This is a genomic window from Qipengyuania pacifica (assembly GCF_019857205.1).
Lineage (GTDB): Bacteria > Pseudomonadota > Alphaproteobacteria > Sphingomonadales > Sphingomonadaceae > Qipengyuania > Qipengyuania pacifica.
Map to the genome: position 1 here is coordinate 47694 of NZ_JAHWXO010000012.1, position 16778 is coordinate 64471.

15 protein-coding genes are annotated in these 16778 nt (G+C 57.9%); 6 read left to right on the forward strand and 9 right to left on the reverse strand.

Annotation, left to right across the window (positions count from 1 at the left end; translation table 11 throughout):
- Window position 1: 1 nt before the first annotated feature.
- From KYK83_RS15275 to KYK83_RS17310, 3 genes are read right to left on the reverse strand one after another with little or no spacing between them, the layout of a single operon-like run.
- Entirely contained in the window at window positions 2-3466 is a 3465-nt protein-coding gene (locus KYK83_RS15275) for a site-specific DNA-methyltransferase (RefSeq protein WP_222828914.1), read from the reverse strand.
- 16 nt (window positions 3467-3482) lie between these two features.
- Entirely contained in the window at window positions 3483-6368 is a 2886-nt protein-coding gene (locus tag KYK83_RS15280) for an SNF2-related protein (RefSeq protein WP_222828915.1), read from the reverse strand.
- Window positions 6340-6705 carry a helix-turn-helix domain-containing protein gene (locus KYK83_RS17310; protein WP_248284516.1) on the reverse strand — a complete coding sequence of 122 codons (366 nt, stop codon included), beginning with the start codon at window positions 6703-6705 and terminating at the stop codon, window positions 6340-6342. The genes KYK83_RS15280 and KYK83_RS17310 overlap by 29 nt, the downstream gene beginning before the upstream one ends.
- 370 nt (window positions 6706-7075) lie before the next feature.
- On the opposite strand from KYK83_RS17310, the gene KYK83_RS15290 reads away from it, so the two are divergent.
- The 4 genes from KYK83_RS15290 to KYK83_RS15305 are packed head-to-tail and all read left to right on the forward strand — an operon-like array spanning window position 7076 to window position 8653.
- The gene (locus KYK83_RS15290) at window positions 7076-7720 is read left to right on the forward strand and encodes a S24 family peptidase (protein WP_222828916.1); all 645 of its coding nucleotides are present in this window, start codon (window positions 7076-7078) and stop codon (window positions 7718-7720) included.
- An 11-nt stretch (window positions 7721-7731) separates the two neighbouring features.
- Window positions 7732-8157: a thermonuclease family protein gene (locus tag KYK83_RS15295; protein ID WP_222828917.1), complete on the forward strand. Its 426-nt coding sequence runs from the start codon at window positions 7732-7734 to the stop codon at window positions 8155-8157.
- Window positions 8148-8456 (forward strand): DUF5818 domain-containing protein, encoded by a 309-nt coding sequence (locus tag KYK83_RS15300; protein ID WP_222828918.1) that lies wholly within the window; start codon window positions 8148-8150, stop codon window positions 8454-8456. The genes KYK83_RS15295 and KYK83_RS15300 overlap by 10 nt, the downstream gene beginning before the upstream one ends.
- Window positions 8456-8653: a DUF6961 family protein gene (locus tag KYK83_RS15305; protein WP_222828919.1), complete on the forward strand. Its 198-nt coding sequence runs from the start codon at window positions 8456-8458 to the stop codon at window positions 8651-8653. The genes KYK83_RS15300 and KYK83_RS15305 overlap by 1 nt, the downstream gene beginning before the upstream one ends.
- A 33-nt stretch (window positions 8654-8686) precedes the next feature.
- On the opposite strand, the gene KYK83_RS15310 is transcribed toward KYK83_RS15305, so the two are convergent.
- The 4 genes from KYK83_RS15310 to KYK83_RS15325 form a co-directional block, all read right to left on the reverse strand.
- Window positions 8687-8926, reverse strand: a complete 240-nt coding sequence (locus KYK83_RS15310; RefSeq protein ID WP_222828920.1) for a hypothetical protein — start codon at window positions 8924-8926, stop codon at window positions 8687-8689.
- A 72-nt stretch (window positions 8927-8998) separates the two neighbouring features.
- The gene (gene mobF / locus KYK83_RS15315; protein WP_222828921.1) at window positions 8999-11935 is read right to left on the reverse strand and encodes a MobF family relaxase; all 2937 of its coding nucleotides are present in this window, start codon (window positions 11933-11935) and stop codon (window positions 8999-9001) included.
- A 37-nt stretch (window positions 11936-11972) separates the two neighbouring features.
- Window positions 11973-14357 (reverse strand): type IV secretion system DNA-binding domain-containing protein, encoded by a 2385-nt coding sequence (locus KYK83_RS15320; protein WP_222828922.1) that lies wholly within the window; start codon window positions 14355-14357, stop codon window positions 11973-11975.
- The gene (locus KYK83_RS15325; RefSeq protein WP_007011054.1) at window positions 14347-14679 is read right to left on the reverse strand and encodes a ribbon-helix-helix protein, CopG family; all 333 of its coding nucleotides are present in this window, start codon (window positions 14677-14679) and stop codon (window positions 14347-14349) included. Before KYK83_RS15325 ends, KYK83_RS15320 begins: the two co-directional genes overlap by 11 nt.
- 441 nt (window positions 14680-15120) lie before the next feature.
- Between KYK83_RS15325 and KYK83_RS15330 the strand changes: the two genes are divergently transcribed.
- Complete coding sequence (locus KYK83_RS15330) at window positions 15121-15315, forward strand: hypothetical protein (RefSeq protein WP_222828923.1); 195 nt, start codon at window positions 15121-15123, stop codon at window positions 15313-15315.
- Between the two features lie 102 nt (window positions 15316-15417).
- Here the strand turns inward: KYK83_RS15330 and KYK83_RS15335 are convergent, their stop codons facing one another.
- A complete protein-coding gene (locus KYK83_RS15335) occupies window positions 15418-15654 on the reverse strand; it encodes a hypothetical protein (protein ID WP_222828924.1) in 237 nt (78 codons plus the stop codon).
- A 326-nt stretch (window positions 15655-15980) separates the two neighbouring features.
- Here KYK83_RS15335 and KYK83_RS15340 point away from each other — a divergent pair, with 326 nt between their 5' ends.
- On the forward strand, window positions 15981-16211 hold the full coding sequence (locus KYK83_RS15340; RefSeq protein ID WP_248284517.1) for a DUF6437 family protein: 231 nt from the start codon (window positions 15981-15983) through the stop codon (window positions 16209-16211).
- Window positions 16212-16327: 116 nt separating this feature from the next.
- Here KYK83_RS15340 and KYK83_RS15345 read toward each other — a convergent pair whose 3' ends face one another.
- Window positions 16328-16717 (reverse strand): single-stranded DNA-binding protein, encoded by a 390-nt coding sequence (locus KYK83_RS15345; RefSeq protein ID WP_054529553.1) that lies wholly within the window; start codon window positions 16715-16717, stop codon window positions 16328-16330.
- Between the last annotated feature and the right edge of the window lie 61 nt (window positions 16718-16778).

The following is a 16778-nucleotide window of genomic DNA, read 5'->3' on the forward strand; positions in this document are numbered from 1 at the left end:
CCTAGCCCTCCACGTCCCACATGGCTTGGTGGAAGGCTTCCTCGATCAGGCGGACTTTCCAGGTCTCCTCTGCTTGGCGAAGGTTCGGAAGGTTGTTCGATCCGTTCACATAGACCACGTCGAACTCGGTATCCTGTGTCGAGAGACGGTACTTCTTGAACCACTCGTCGAGCATCAGATTGTCCTTTTCGAGATCGGCGCTGAGCTTGCGCCAGATCACGAGCGCGCGCTCCCGATCGGACTGATCGCCAGGCGTCCGCAGTGTGTAGCCTTCGATCTTGCGGAAGCGCCATTCGCCGTCATCGCTCTCGTTCAACCGCCCATCGAGGATCAGCCGCGTGTTGCTGTCCTCGGGAAGCTCTGGGTCTTCCTCGCGTTTGAACACCGCACCATAACCGCGCCAGCGATCAAGGTGCTCGACATGCAGGCCGATCAGCCAGTTGAAGGTCTCGATGAGATCGACGGCCTTTTCGACATATTCGTCCGTGCCAGGCTTCTTCACCTTCAGCTTGTAAGCTGTCGGATCGGCAAACTGCTCGATGTTCAGGAGCGAAGGGCTGCCCTTGGTCTCGAAGTCCAGCCAGTAGTGGAGCATGAAGTCCCGGTTGAATTCCGCATCGCCTTGCGGTGCGCCACCTGATCCCTTCAATGCGAGATTGTTCAGGGCATCCTCGTAAGATTCCAAGCGCTGATACCTGATTGCATGCGACAACGCGTCGCGCAAAACTGGTTTGCCCATGTCCCATTCAGCACTATACATTGACTTCAAAGTTCGTGGTTTCAGAACAGTGTCGAAGTAGCCTCCCACCTCGATCAACGAAAATTTTCGGCTCCCTTCGTCCTCCCTGTTCGCCGCAATGACTGCTGAGGCAGTTGTCCCCGAACCAGCAAAAAAATCCAAGATATAGGAAGTTTTATCTGTCGTTTGGCGAACGAGCTTTTCGACTAAGGCGGGCGGCTTAGGATTATCGATCAGGCCTTTTTCGCCAAACAGTGCTTCCAACTTCGGCTCACCGTCCGAATATTGGCGAATGACCGATGTCGATACGACGGAACTCACTTCGTGCAAGAAATATTTCAATTGCGGAATCGATGTCTCATCTGACTTAAATACTATTCGATGATCAGCATTATAGGCCTCAAAGGATGGGCGGTTTCCGTGTGATTTAAAAGGGAATGCCCAGCCCCTTTTCGGGGGCTTACAAGGTTTTTTTGTGATCGGGTGTTCTGGCTGGTAGAAGCGAAAATTGTCCGATTTTTCGTCCTTTATGTCGGCAGCCTGTTTGCCAGAAGGCATCGATGGCTCAACTTCGCGAAAAACCCATATGTCTGCTTGTCGCTCCCTTGCATCAGCTTCATCCACAAAGCTGCCATGCGTATTACGGTACTCAGCAAATTTGTAGGGATAGAGACCTTTCCAAGGGTCCGCCTTCTTCGCCTCTTCCTTTGTTAGCCCCTGGTCTAAGGCTTCAGCCATAAATTGATCGCGATGTTCAGCGTAGACGCGCTTAATTAGACCCTCGATATCCGCTATTTTGGGATAATCATGAGCAACGGATAGAAGCGCCTCGGTAACTTCCGCATAGCCTGGCCGCTCCTCACGGAACATTGATTTATCAGATTCGACAGCAGCCTTTGAGCGCGCGAAAACTTCTATATACTCATGATTGGTAGAGTAAGCTGGAGCATTATTACTCACGGTGTCTCGCGCCCATATCAGCTCTTCCACCCTATTTTCTGGATGAAAAACGCTTTGCATGCACCAATCGAGGTGAGCTCTCTGAATCTCATTTATGCTACAAAATATGACCCCTTTCTCAGCCATGACCGGATGAAAGGCCAGAAGACGCTCATGCATCATCGAGGTCCAAGAGGAGGCCTTGAATGAATCTTTGTAAACGAAGCCATCTGATCCAGTGTTATATGGCGGATCAATGTACGTGCATCGGATTTTTGAGAAATATTTATGATTTATAAGCCTGAGAGCTTGCGCATTATCAGAATGTAGAAGCGATCCTGATAGGGTGCTATCCAAGTCTTGGAGTTCCGCTACGGCACGATTGCGAAATTCTTCGGTAAATAGCGCAGTATCTATGGCGAGCTTATCGTTCTCTTTGAGAAATGTAGTGCTCAGCGGCACCGAATAATTGTCCAGCTCGTTGATCGCAAAGAGGCGGACCCATTCCTCACGTTGAGCATCATTTTCAGCAATTTCGGCATGCATTTCTGCTGGAAGATGATCGAGTGTAATGCAGTAGTTAGTCTCAACAACAAACTTCTTCTTGAGCCATAGTTTCTTTTGAAAAGTTTCAAGCTGGGAGAGAAAGTCGATCAGATGCTGCGCGATCTTCCTGAGCACCTTGACCTTAGCGAGATAGCTTTCGGCGCGGGGGACGTCTGCGGCCTCAAGGTCGTCAAGGCGCATCACCTCATTCTTGATATAGAAATCGAGCTCTCGTTTCAGGAAGCCGCCCAAATCCTTATGGATGAAATAGTCCATTGTGTTGCGGCTGGTATACTGGAGGAGGTATTTGTCGAGCAACGCGCGGTCTTTCTCCTTCTCTGTCGGAGCGGGAGACATGAGCGCTGTCATATAGTCAGCCCCACCTTCCAATCTGGGTAGAGCCGCCTTGATGAGAGCAGAAGCTTCATCAAGGCGCTTTTTGCGCCAAGTTGCGTCCTGGCCCGTCTTTTCGGGATCGGGGCGATATTCGAATTGGATGACGAGCCCGGGATCACCAGCATCGCTATCCTCTAGTTTCACGGGCTCCGCCCCGTGAATGATGAAGTATCGCTCTGTCTGCTCGTTGGCCTTGACGTTGTTGGGCTCGCCTTCGGTTGCTGAAACGATGCGACAATGAACCTTGAGGGGCTTGCCCTCGAAGAGCTGGCCGTGCTTCGCCTTGAATTCCGGTGCCTGCAGTGGGTCGAAGGTGAAGTTGCTCAGATATTCCGAGCTCTTGATGTAAAACTGGTCGCGGTTCGCCCAATGGAGGTAGACCTCTCTGCCATCGTAAGGAACGGCATAGGGCGCGGCCCTGCCTGCGGTTTCGCGGGCAAAATAGCGGCGGGACATGAAATCGCCGCCGTCATAATAGCGCTCGAAGAAGCGGTAGAGGTGGTCATAGACATCACCCTCGTTGCTGCCGCTGTCTTTGGCGGCCTCAAGGGCCGCCTTTGCCTTCTTCACAGGCTCGGTCGCTTCCGGATCGGGTGCGCCAAAATCCTTCGCTTGCTGGATAGCAGCATCATAGGCAATTTTGGCTTCGGCTACGCGCCCCTCATCGACTTCCCCGAAAGCCTTCTGGATGATCTTGAGCAGGTCGTTTTCAAGGAACTCGGACACCTGCCCGGCCTTCGCGTGCATGATGCGATAGAAGCCAAAGTCCAAGTCTGGCTGGTCAAGCTGGAAGAGCTCCTTGAGGAGCTGAATGAGACGGTTGCGTTGCTTGTCCGCGCTAGCCATGCGGCGCTGCCTTTCGTTAAACCACCGACCAGCGGATGGTGAAGATTTCCTTCGTGCTGGTCTCTTGCCCCAGCCGACTTTCGATGTCAGCGATCATGTCATCGCGCTTGTCGAGAATCTCGTCTTCGACCTCGAAAATCCGCTGCCGCAGTCGGCGCTTCGATTTTTCAAGGTCCTGAATTTGAGTTTGGATGCGGTGCTGTTCCCTTGGATCGATCGCGCCGCGCATCTCTCTTTTCAAGTCGCGCACCTGCGTCTTTACGTCCGCGAGCTCTTTCTCAGCCGCCGCGACCTTGTCTTCCGCCCACTTTTCCAGCTTCCGGCTTTCCTCCGCGAACCATTTGGCCTTCTGGCTTTCCAGTCGGGCAGCGATGTCCGCTTGTCGCTGGTTAGCGAGCTCATCGACCGCGCCTGGGACAACAATTGGGTCTTGCGGCACAAGCTGGCAGGGCAGCTCGAAAAGGCGCTGTGCAGCTTGCTCCTCAAGAGCGACGCCAGCATCAGATATTCCGCAGAAGATGAGGTGGTCTTGTTCATCCAGTCCGGAGACAGACACCTTGCGCACAGATAGGACACCTTGCTCACCGAGTAGCGGTTCAACGCTAGCCGCCTTTTGAGGCCAAGCGCTGTAATCGAATGTGATGGTCGCGCCATTGAGGTTGCGCCCACGAGCCTGATCCAGCGCAAATTTCGCAAGCGGGTGGCCAAGGCGGTAGCGGTGACCTTCAAGCGCGTTTTTTGTCAGGTGATAACCGCCTAGCGGCACGTTCAGGCCATCGACTGGCTTTTTGAGTACAAAGCACAGATAGGCGTCGTCAAAATCGGCGTGGCGCTTCAATTCGTGTTTGCTGAGCTGCCAGAGCATGCGCTCGTAGCGATTTACATATTCCTTCGCTTCGTCGAGATTGACCTTGAGCCGATCGTGCACCTCGGCGTCGAAATTTTCGAGGAGCTTGCGGCGCGTGTCCTGCATGGTCTCGTCGATTTGGGTGCTCATTTCCTCCTGTAGCCGCTCGAAAGCGCCTTCGATTTCCTCAGGCGTTCGGCAATTTTGGTAGATCGAAACAATGCGCTTCTCGAACTCTACGCCTGACTCAACCGCGCCAAGCACCTCGTCGCTCGCACCGAAAACGCCAGAAAAGAGCTGGAATTTTTCGGCGAGCAGCTCGTAGACGCGCTGATCTGCTGCATTGTTTTTGTTCAGGAAATTGATGACCACGACATCGTATTTCTGGCCATAGCGATGGCAGCGACCGATGCGCTGCTCGATCCTCTGAGGATTCCAGGGCAAATCGTAATTTACGACAATCGAGCAAAATTGCAGGTTGATGCCTTCGGCTGCGGCCTCGGTCGCGATCATGATCTGCGTCTTGTCGCTGCGGAAATGATCCACAAGGGCTGCGCGCATATCAGCGGTCCGCGAGCCTGTGATGCGGTCGGAGTCCCGATTATCCGCGAGCCACTGATTGTAGATCGCCTTCGACTGCGGATCGGCATTCGAGCCATTGAAGAGGACGAGCTTTCCCTCAAAGCCGTTCTCGGAAAGCAGCTTCAGCAGATAGTCTTGCGTGCGGCGAGACTCGGTGAAGATGATGGCCTTCTTCGGCGCATCATATTCCTCTGCTTTGGCAAAGCCTGCATCAAGCGCCTGAAGCAGCGCCTGACCCTTGGCGTTTTCTGCGATCGAAACCGCGAGGTCACGGAAACTGCGAAGATCGGCGATCTCATCCTCGATCGCGGCGATGTCTTCTTCTGAGAGCAGATCGGGCTCTTGGCCTTCTTCCTCCCATTCCTCTATCTCTTCGTCGATACCGTCGATGTCGCTTGAAATTTCGTCGGGGCTTTCCTCATCTTCTGGCGTATCTCGCAGCGCCTGATCATCCCGAAGTTGTCGATCGAGCTTGCGCGCCAAGCTGTCGAGCGCGCCAGCGATGGCGAAGGTGGATGATGCAAGCAGCTTCCTCATGATGAGCGTCATGAGAACGCGCTGACTGCTCGGGAGTGCATTCAGTGATGGCCGCCGCAGATAATCCGATACCATGTCATAGAGGACTTGCTCCTCCTCGGTCGGAACAAACTCCTGCGTGATCGGGATGCGGTTGGTGTAGCGAATATATTCGAGCACCTGGCGACGAAGCGTACGGTGACAGATTGGCCTAAGCCTGTCCTTAAGTTCGTCGAACTGTTGCCCTCCACTCAGTCGAGCGTACTGCGCCCTGAAGCTCTTCACATCGCCGAAAGTGAGATCGTCGATGATGCTGACGAGTCCGTAGAGTTCCATGAGGGAGTTCTGAAGCGGCGTCGCCGTCAGCAAGACCTTGGGCGTGGTTGCCAGCGCCTCTTTGAGGGCCTTCCCAATTCGATTGTCCGTTCGGTAGACATTGCGCAAACGATGCGCCTCATCGATCACGGCCAAATCCAAAGGCGTACTCATCACTTCCTCGGCATGGCGTGCCGCAAACTGAAACGAGCAGATTACGATAGCCCTCTGATCGAACGGATTGCGGACTCCCTCCTTGACCATCTTGTTGTAGTTTCTGGCCTCCAGGATCATGGTCGGCAGGTAGAACTTTTCCTCGATTTCCTGCGCCCATTGTTTCCTGAGGTTTGCTGGACCGATTACAACGATACGCCGCTTTCCCTCGATCCACTTCTGCGAAAGCAGCAATCCGGCCTCGATGGTTTTCCCGAGACCAACCTCATCAGCGAGGATCGCGCCTTTGGAAAATGGAGATTTGAACGCAAAGAGGGCCGCGTCGACTTGATGAGGATTCAAGTCGACCTGCGCATCAAGCAATGTGCTCGCGAGCTTCTCAGAATTCGCGGTAGAATGGCGACGGCTTAGCTCATGCGCGAAAAGGGCAGCATGATAATCAGTCGTCGCAAGCTGCCCTGCCACCATGCCCCTCATTCACTCTCTTCTCGATCCAGCTCTCGATATCAGCCCGCTTGAACCGCCACGACCCCCCAACCTTGAAACCTGGGAGCTTTCCCGCCGCTGTGAGTTTGTACGCCGTCTTCTCATTGATCTTGAGAAAATCAGCCACCTCCCGCATCGTGAGAATCTCGATTGGCATGACGTATCCCGCCGCAGATAATGGAGCCAGTAGTAGCGAAAATTGGAGAAAATCCGAGAACTTTTCCAACGTTTCCACATACTTTTTGCGGTCGATCTGCAGCGCGTCGATCTGGTCGTCTGGACCGACAAGCCTCAAGCTCAATTGAACAGTTTTGGTCAAGCGAACGAATTCGTCCTAGATCACCCGACCACCTGAGAATGTGTCTCTGAATCAGGACATTCCATTACCATTAACGTCGTCGAATGAAGCTCGGCACTCTTCTGCGAGGTAGCGGCTGACACGTTGCGTCGTCTTGCGCCTCGGCCGACGCCCTTCGCGAAGATCTTGAACAAACCGGGGATCCCCGACGGCCCGCCTACCAAACATACTGGCTTTCGTACCGCTTCGCGCCAGATAGCCCTCGATCTGGTCCAGGAGATCCATCGCCTTCGACTCGCTTTCCGCTTGTGTTCTTGTTCTGTTCTTATTAGGAAGGCTTCCTAGAGTCTAGGATCGAATTTCCTAGACGGATGGGATAGGACCCGCAGCGATGGAAGATGAACGCAAAGCCTTGGATGATCTGATCCAGCAACGAGGATGCAACTACTCCTCGATTTCCCGCCTTCTCGGACGCAACGCGGCATACATCCAGCAATACATCCGCCGCGGGAGTCCCCGGCAACTGGACGAGCAGGACCGCTCCGTGCTCGCCCGCTTCTTCGGAGTAGACGAGAAGATCCTTGGCGCGCCCGAGCGGCGATCCGGCCCGGTTGTCGAACTGGTCCATGTCCCGGTTCTCGATGTCGAAGCCTCGGCAGGGCACGGCGCTTTGGCAGAGATGGAATCCAAATGCGCCCAGTTCGGGTTCGATGAGAAGTGGCTACGCCGTCTGACCGCAAGCAAGGCGACGAGCCTTTCGATCATCGCCGTGCACGGGGATTCGATGGAGCCAACGCTGCATGACGGCGATGAAGTCATGGTCGATCTCAATGATGGACAGTCACGACTGCGCGACGGGATCTATGTGCTGCGCATGGACGACATGCTCAGTGTCAAGCGGGTCGCTATCGAACCGCAAGGCAAACGGGTCTCGGTGCTCAGCGACAATCCGGCCTATCCCAGTTGGCGCGGCCTGGAGAAGCGGACGATCAATATTGTCGGCCGCGTGCTTTGGTTCGGCCGCGCGCTTCGCTAAGTAACTCGCCAATGCTTGCCCTCCTCGCTGCCTCGATCGTCGCTGCCGGCCAGACCTTTACCTGCACACCCACGAATGTCTGGGATGGCGACGGGCCCATATGGTGCGCCGAAGGCCCCCATGTCCGCATCGCCGGGATCGCCGCGCGCGAAATGGACGGAACATGCCGGACCAACCAGCCCTGCCCCGACGCGTCGGCTATCGAAGCGCGCGACGCGCTCGTCGATCTTCTTGGCGGCCATCGAGGGACCATCTCGACAGGGCATGCCGTGGTTCGTGGACCGAGATTGACATGCCGGTCGGAAGGTTCGGCAGGCGGTAACCGGACGGCTGCCTGGTGCCGATTGCCGAACGGAGCCGATCTCTCCTGCTCGATGATCCAGACACGCACAGTGCTGCGCTGGGATCGCTACTGGAAAGGGCCTGCATGCCGCTAGGCCCGGAACTCTATCTGACAGGCCGTCTTGCCGAAGGCCCCTTCGGACTTGAACTCCATTCGGGAGGCGGCGTGTGGGAACTCGACGCCGGGCGTAGAGCACGCCGGTTGCTCGGATGCGAAGTGGAAGTCTGCGGACGCCGCGCCGGGTTCAACGAGCTCATCTGCGATCAGATCTGGCCAGCAGGACAACCCCGCCCTCCTCGCTCAAAATTCAATATTGAACTTCTCTTGGCGTGCAGCGTCGTGGGCTACGGTTTGATCGCGTTCTTCCTCGGCCTTGTTGGACGTCTCGGCTGATGTTGAGCGATTGGGAACTCTGGGCTTGTGCCAACCAGGTCCTGAAAACCCATGGTGAGAATGCACCGCTTCATGTCGCCGAGCAGATCGGCACGCTCGCGCTGGCACAGGACGAGGCGGGCATCGCCACTTGGAAAGCCATCGCCCAACGCGTTGCAGAGCTGATGGGGAAGGATCGCCCGACGCGCCTACAATAAGCCCGTATTACCTCAGTCACATCTCAATGCTGGTCAGCCCATCGGCGAGAGATCGCCTGGAAAGAGAGTGGGCTGAGAGCTCCTGCTGGCATTCCCCTCGCTTTCGATCTCCAAACCCTGCATCCGCTCGACCAGATGGCGCGCGAGATCGACACGAGCATTGCGCTGGGTTCGCGGGTCGTCAGCGCCGAGCCCGACAAGCGTTGCTTCGGACGCGATGGCAATCGCGACTTCGATATGCGTGAACAGGATTTCATCGGCGATTCGGGACATGGTCGCCATGAGAACAAAAACAGAACTAACAGTCAACTGGTGCCATATGAACCCATGCGGATAGACGTTGCGTCAGATCCCGATTTCGAAGGGCTTGGTGATCGAGCGATCGAGCTCGGGCGGGTCGCGAGCCGGTTCTTGCGAACGATCAGACGCCTTGCCCTTAGCCTGGCCCGATGCTGCCGCATCGCGCAGCTGATTGACCGTTTCGAGTGCCGAGCGCTTCATTCCCGGATTGCGCTCAACAGCTGCTTCGAGCTTGCCCGCATTGTCGACAAACAGGATCAGACCATCGCGCAGGCGGGTTATCGTCACGAGAAATGTCTGCTGATTGGCAAGATTGCGTTCGCGGCTATCCATGACGGCGATCCCGCGGTCGGAGGTCAGACCCTGCGCCATGTGCGCATTGAGCGCGTAGGCGAGATCAAGACGCTCGAGCATGGGGTCGCCCAGCCCCAGCAGGTGTTCGGCGCCAAGCGACGTTTTCACTGTGACACCCTTCGGATCAACCGCCACTATGCGCGCCTGATCGGCGTTGAGCAGGCCGCGCTTGTGATCGGTCGCCGTCCAGCGAATGCGGTCACTATCGTGGATTTCTAGTGGGCGAACCTCAAACAGACGCAGCGGATCCTGCTCACCCTGCGGTCGCATCTGGCCCGGCCGGAATTCAAAGCGCTTGCCCCGCTCGTTCTGCAGCATCACGCGTTCGCGGGAGGGATCGGTCGCGATCACCTCATAGCGCCCTCTCTGAAGGCCCTGCCCCCTTTGCCGGCGGTCGACTTCGAGCACCATGCCGGCCGCATAGCTGCGCGCATAGCGCATTTCCTCACGCGTCAGGTTGACGCGCGACAGCACTGTGAGACCCAAAGAACCCGGTCCCAATTCGCCATTGGCCTTGAGCCCAGTCTGGACGGCTTCATTCACCTGTCCGCGCAAATTGCGACCCGACGCATAGATCGCGGTCACCTCACGCTCAGCAGGTGAAAGCGATAGCCAGGCCGCCGCGGCGTCGACGGAAGCTGTATTTCCCGACGCGACGACATGCGGGCCAAGATGTCGTAAGGCCTCGTCGATATTTCCGCCCTGCGCTGCATATTGAGCGTCGCGCAGCGCCTTATCGCGGGCCCGGAGATTGGTGTTCATGGTGGCCGTTTCGACGCCTGCCTTCTGCATGACGTCGAAGGGTTTGCCCGCATCGACAGCGCCCAATTGCTTCCTGTCCCCTATGCTGGCGAAGCGGTCGAGCTGAAGCAGGTTGGCGAGGCGCACCAGCTTTTCCTTGTCGGCATTGCCGACCATCGAGGCTTCGTCGAGTAGCACCGTGGTGCCGCGCAGAGACGCGCGAGCTTCAGCAAGCCTCGTCTGGTCTGCTCCTTCCAGAAGGCCCTGATGTTGGCGTAGAAAGCGCGCGACCGTCATCGAGGGAATGCCGGTGTCACGTTCAAGCATCTGCACGAGCGTGTTCTGGACTGCTAGTCCGAGCACGGACCTGCCTTCCTCGCGCAAGATGTCCGCCACAGGTTTGAGGACGGTACTCTTGCCGGCGCCCGCCACACCCTGAATGGCGACAATCCGGTTGTGCGAGGCGAGAAGCAGGCGCCCTGCCCCTTCCTGGCCAGGGTTCAAGGTCAGGCCATATTTGAGCTGAGAGAGCGCCTGTAGCCGCTCTCCGGCCACATCAGCTTCGACCACGGCAGCCCCATGGCCACGTCCGGTTTCGACGGCGGCGATGATGCGCTGCTCGAGCCCGATCGCATGGCGGGTTGTGACAAGATGCCGATCTGCACCCTTGCCTTTTTGCAGGTAGCCCTGGCGCAGCAACTGGTCGACGCGATGTTCGATATCGGCAAGAGTAGTGGGCAAGGCGAAGCCTAGCGCTGAGCGATATATTTCGGTCCGCGAGAACGCCGCCTCGCGCTCGCCCAAATGCCGGATTGCCGATGCAACCGCATGAACCGCCGCGATCTGCTCGGGCGTCCTGCGCCCCATGTCGCGGGGCACAAGCGGGTCGCCCTGACGTAGCCCCAGACGCTCCGCGAAGGTCGCAGCCAAAAGGCGCGCCCGCTGACCGATCGATCGGACCGAATTTCCAATTCCGGAGACGGAGCCAATGTCGGTGGCGGCCCGTGCATTGGCCTGTGCAATGACAAGCCTCGGATCAAAGCCCAACTGTGCTGCTGCCTCGCGCCATTGGTTCACGAGAGCCTGGCGGTCTGCCACCGGCCCTTTGTCCGCCCGGGTCATCAGATTGGCCGCATTGCGCGCCGCGAGGCCCTTGCCTTCCATCGTCGAAAGCCTGTCAAGGATCTCGGCGCGGCGCGAACTGAAGGCGTCACGAACGGGTTTTGGGACGCCCACCGCTTCGAAATTGCCATGCTTACCGAATTCGCCAACCTGGTAGCCGAGCTTTTCTACGGCCAAACGGAAGCGCGCCATGGTCATGGCATTGAGCAGCGTATTGTGCTCCCAGATCTTGTCATTCCTCAGCGCTCGCCATTTGCCATCGGGTCCCTGGGTGACATTGGCAACCACGGCGTGAAAGTGCGCGTTTGGCTCCTGATTACGGTTTGTATCGTGCTGGAAAAGCCCGATCACGAGATTGCGCGTCGCGACCACCCGTTCCTTGCCGCGGACTTCCATGCGGGTTTCGGCGAGATTCTTCTCGGCCCAGGCCAGCGTCTCGCGGACGGCCGCGCCGTAGGCATCGAGGATACGTCTGTCGCCGCCGACGAGGGCAAGGATGGACCAGCTCTTGGGCATCGAGAAAGTGAGGTCGGTGCCGGCGCGATGCGCCCTGTTATCGCTCCCGACACGGCTGCCATCGGGCAGCATGCCCTTGAGCACGGCCTCGAACTGCGAGGCCTCGATAACGCCTCGCAATCCAAGCGTCTCCGCGCCTTTGCCAAGCCATTGACCCGACCTCTCGGCATCGGCGCGGGTATAGTAATTGTCGGCGGCAAAGTAATTGGCAGCGCCGCCAGCAGTACGGACATTGGCTACAGAGAGCATCAGGTCTCACTCCGCCGGGCGGCGTCTGCCTCGTGCGTCACAGTTCAAAATCGCCGAGGCCGGGACCCTCCTGCGAAGGCTGATCCTGCTCGGGAACGCCGTCTTCGAGCATGAGCTTGCGGGCTTCTGCCTCTCGCTGGCGCTGGGCTATCCGATCGACGGCTTGCGGCTTATCCGAGGGTGGATTGGCCCGCGGCAAGTCGCTTCGGCGTCCCTCCTTCACGCTTTTCGATGGATTCTTCTCATCGGGATGATCGCCTTCGCGGAGCGTCGCATTCGTGGGCAGCAATGGACGGGAGCTACGCGGCGTTGCCGTCCGCTCTTCGGGCGACGATTTTCCCGGATGACCGGACTTACCTGACGGCTTCCTGAGGTCGTCGGGAATGTCCTTTTCGTCCTGTTTCGCCGCCTGCTGGCGTGATCGCTTGGCATCCGCCTCGACTACCGGCTCAAGCGGAAGAGTACCTTGCTTTGGGACGACAGGCTTGCCTGCCCCGTCATCGTTCGACGAAGGATGTTCGCTCTGGTTTGTTGGCGGATTAGCAGACGTCTGGCCGCCCCCAGTTTCGCCTTCGGCTTTCCGGATTGGCTCTCGATCCTTGGCCCGACCGACGAAGACATGTGCGATTCTTTCCCGGTCTATCGGCTTCAAACGGACCGGCGCTGCAGGAAAGCCATCCGGGAATTTGATGAAGCCTGACAGGCGCGGCAGGTTCATCAACTGGTCGGGCAGCAGCAAAGGCTCGATATGCTTGCGCGGCGTCAGGCTGACGGCGTCTCGAGCATTGTTGTAGCCATAGGTGTAGCCCTCTTCCATGTCGCGAACCTGGCGGTGACCGATGAAGTCGGAGCACCAGGTAGCAGTCTCGCGATCTGCTGTGCCGAGGATCAGTTTGGTCCGGGCAAGCGATGCAAGCGTCATCGCCATGTTCTCGCCATAGACCTCTTTGAGCTTGGCGTAGGCGTGGATGCCGGTGACGATCGCGCCGCCAAAATTACGCGCCGTCTGCAGGCCTTTTTCGAGCGCTGGCAGGCGATGAAGCGCGCCCAGCTCGTCGATGAAGAACCAGCATTTGAGATCCTTGGTGCGGGGCATCGTCATCAGCGTGTTCATCGCCGTATCGAGCCACAGCGTGAGGAGCTGCGCGCACACGCTCATGTCGACGTAGCGCGCGGAGATGAAGACCATCGAGCCACTTTTTCTGGCGTGAGCACCTTCGTCATCATGGGTGCACTCTTCGATCCAGTCACGGATCGAAAAGCGGCGCCCGGAAGTGGGCAGGAGCTTCAGCGCCTTGGCGTTCACGTTGAACACTGCCCGGATCGATTCCGCCATGCGCGCGGCTTCAGGAGCAGTAAGGGGATCGGCGATCGTGCCTCGCATCATGGCGTGGACCCGCGAGAGATCAGCGGTCATCAGTTCGCGGGCAAGCGCAGCATTGGTGCCCCGCCCTTCGGCCACCAGCTTGAGGCAGAACTCGACGAACAAGGCACGCGCCGCGATGACCCAGAACTGCGCCTCCCCGCCCCCGTCATGGGGCACGAGGGCTTCCGCTGCCGCCCAGAATTCACCTTCGGTGCGGCATTCGTCGAAGAGGCTCCATTGCGGACAGCGCGCGTCGAGCGGGTTCAGAATGATGTCCCGGTCGGCCTGGTAGAAGTGTTCGATGAAAGCGCCGGTCAGGTCGAATACGACGCAGCGCTGTCCCTTGGCGCGCGCTTCGGCAATCATGTCCGACATGGCTACTGTCTTGCCCATGCCGGTGGTCCCGATGAGCATGGCGTGGCTCTGTTCGAGCCGCCAGGGATAGACAACCGTTGCAAGATGCGAGGGTCGGTAGGGAAATGCCGAGGACAGTTCCTTGGGCGAACACAGATGCCATTTCCAACCCATAGAGCTCGAGAGCTCACGGGCGCGCTCGCGCTGGTTGTGCCCGCGCAGTTCATCGACCAGTTCCGGTAGGGTAACGAGCATGGCCCCGCGCTCATGTTTGCGCTCTTTTGAACGGCTGCCGAAGCGCGCTGCGAACCAGTAGAACAGCACGAACGCCGGCACGAGAAGCAAGGCCGAACGCACCAGAGCATCGCCCAGCAAGTCGAGCATATGATCCCAGGCATTGATCACCGGCGGATAGGCATCGAGCATGATGATGGGGAGCTGGACGGTTCCTCCAAACCCCGTTTCGAGTGCGACCTGTTTGGCCGGATCGAACTCCATGAAGCCGTAGATGGCAGCATAAATTCGCATCCAGACGAGGTAGGCTTCGTGATCGCTCAGCCCTGCCGAAATGGTCCACCAGCTAGTCCAGGAAATGCCGATGGCGGCGATGATTAGCGGCCCCTTGAGACCTGCTGCAAACATGAAGCTGAAGTGTCCGAGCAGCTGACTTCCGCGCGTGAAGTTGACGAGGTTACGCTTCATCGGAACCTCCCTCGCCGGCATTTGCGGTGAGCCCCAGTTCCTTGCATTTGCGCGCGTAGGCCTGATGGGCTCGCTCGCGCAGACCGTGATCGGCATGCCCTGCAAGAAGGGCATCGACGCCGACCATTGTGAACACCGATTGACGGCTGACGCGGTCCACAGATGTTTCGAGCTTTGATGCAAGATCATCGTTTTCGCATGCCTGCGAAAGCAGCGACCGGATCCATTCGCTGACGCTGATATCGCGCCGCTTTGCTGCAGCACGAACCCGCTCGGCGAGCTCGACGGTGACGTGTACCTGGAGAGATTTTGGCCGTGTCATGCACGGACTCCTTGTGGTCAGGAGCCCGGAACGCACTGCGAAAGGCGGTTATTGTCTAAATCAAAAGCGAGAACATGTCAAGAACACTTGGAATGCGCAGGAATGCGCCATTCCTGGCTGCCTTCAATCAAATGCGATTGGCGAATTGGCGACCATTCATTTCTGATTGAGAAGCTGCCATTTTTGCAAGAATCCATCAACACTCTGTCTTTACGCTCTTTTTTACTGCTTCCCGCTTGCGATTTGTCGCGTACGGTGTGCACCTCTGTCCCCAGCTTAGAGGGTAGATCCCAGTGTCATGACCTGCACGGGATCGACGGTTTTGAAATCCCAAGACCTAGGGATGAAGACGATGCCGCTCGATTGCCGATTGTGTTAAAGATCGATCGAGTCCGCCGGCCGGAAGAATGGTGTCGCGGGCATCCCACCGGGAGCATGGCTATGGCGGACGTAACACTGAGCGCGACACCCAAAGGTAATGGTTTCCAGGCGACCGTGACCTATTCCGACGGCATATCGATCAGTTCGGCGGAAGCCTTTCCGACGAAAGCCGAAGCCATTTCAGCAGCGGCCATGAAGGTACTCGACATGCCCGATCGGCTGGAGGAATTGGATGCGTCTACCGCCGAGGACTGATGTTGCAGGGAATGCTCGCGCGATACCTATGGGAGCGACATTACGGGACTCGAGCAAAAAGAAAGGAGGAAGCCCTGACGGACTTCCTCCTTGTGTGTAGCCTCAGAATTCATCGCACAGCTTTCCGGGCACTGTGTCGATGACCCGGTCCAGCATGGCCTTGGGCAGTGCGCCGTAATCGCCCTCATCGACCGCGATGTAACCTGCCTCACCATCGGTCAGGACGTATTGGGTGAAGTAGCTGTGAAGGGACCGGGCATGAGCCTTGTCGAGTGCGGCAACCAAAGCTGCCTGATCTGCCCGGAATGAACCCTGCGCGATATTCAGTGAAGCGTACATGATCTTTCCTCCTGATGTTCGATGCGTCGCATCAGGAGCTGCGAAGATGTGGGTGACGGGCCGGGTCAGGGACCGCGCATAGCGCGGCCGCGAAGCGGCGATGGGGGAAACGATTTTTGCCGGGCTTGCCCGGTAAAAATGGTGGGGCCCCGTCGTCCTTGACGCGGCCCCAAAGCCCGCATCACACTTGGCCTTTCTGCGAGAGAGACCTCTCCAACGTCAGCGTGAAAAGCACTGGCATCGCGGCAAAAACCGTTTTCCTACATCGCCCCATGTTGGCACTGTCGCACGTGGAGGGGACCAACGGCCAGCGAAAGGACAAACTCATGGCCAGGTCCAAACCGAACGCGCGGAATGCGCTCAAGAAGCTGCGCGAGCAGCGCGAAGAACTCGATGCACAGGAGGCCAGGCTCCGCGAGGAAGCGGCAGGCGAACTGGGCAAGGTTCTTCTCGAATGCGGAGCCGAGACTATCGAACCTGCGCAACTGAAGCAGCTCATCCGCGCATCGCTCACCATCGGGATCGACGATGCCCTCAAGAGGCTCTCCCCCACCTGACACTTCAACCGCGGCGGGGTGTGGGCTCGATGCCCCGCCCCGCCGCTTACGTCAGAGAACACAAAAAAGGCCCCGATGGCGCGAACCATCGGAGCCTTGTCGTTTGCGGGAGGCGCTCAGTCCTCATCGATGTCGGGCGCACCTTCATTGTTCGACGCTCGGCCCTTGGTGAGGAAGTCCACCTTGTCGGCGATGATCTCGCAGCCGTAGCGCTTGGTGCCGTCCTGGTCTTCCCACTGCGTATAGTGGATGCGCCCCTCCACCGTCACGAGCTGGCCCTTGGTGCAGTACTTGGCGACGTTCTGGCCGAGCCCGTTGAAGCAGGTCACGCGGTGGAATTCGCTGTCCTTGGCGGTGTAGCCGTTTTCGTCCTTGTAGGTCTTGCCGTCCTTGCGGGCGGGACGGTCGGTGACGACCGAAATCGAGGTAATGCTGGTTCCGCCCTGCGTGGTGCGAGTTTCGGGATCGCGGGCGATGCGGCCAACGAGGATAACGAGATTGGTCATGGGTCTTCTCCTGATCGAGCATTCCGGGTCCATCCCGGCTGCAAACCCGACTAGGAAGCGG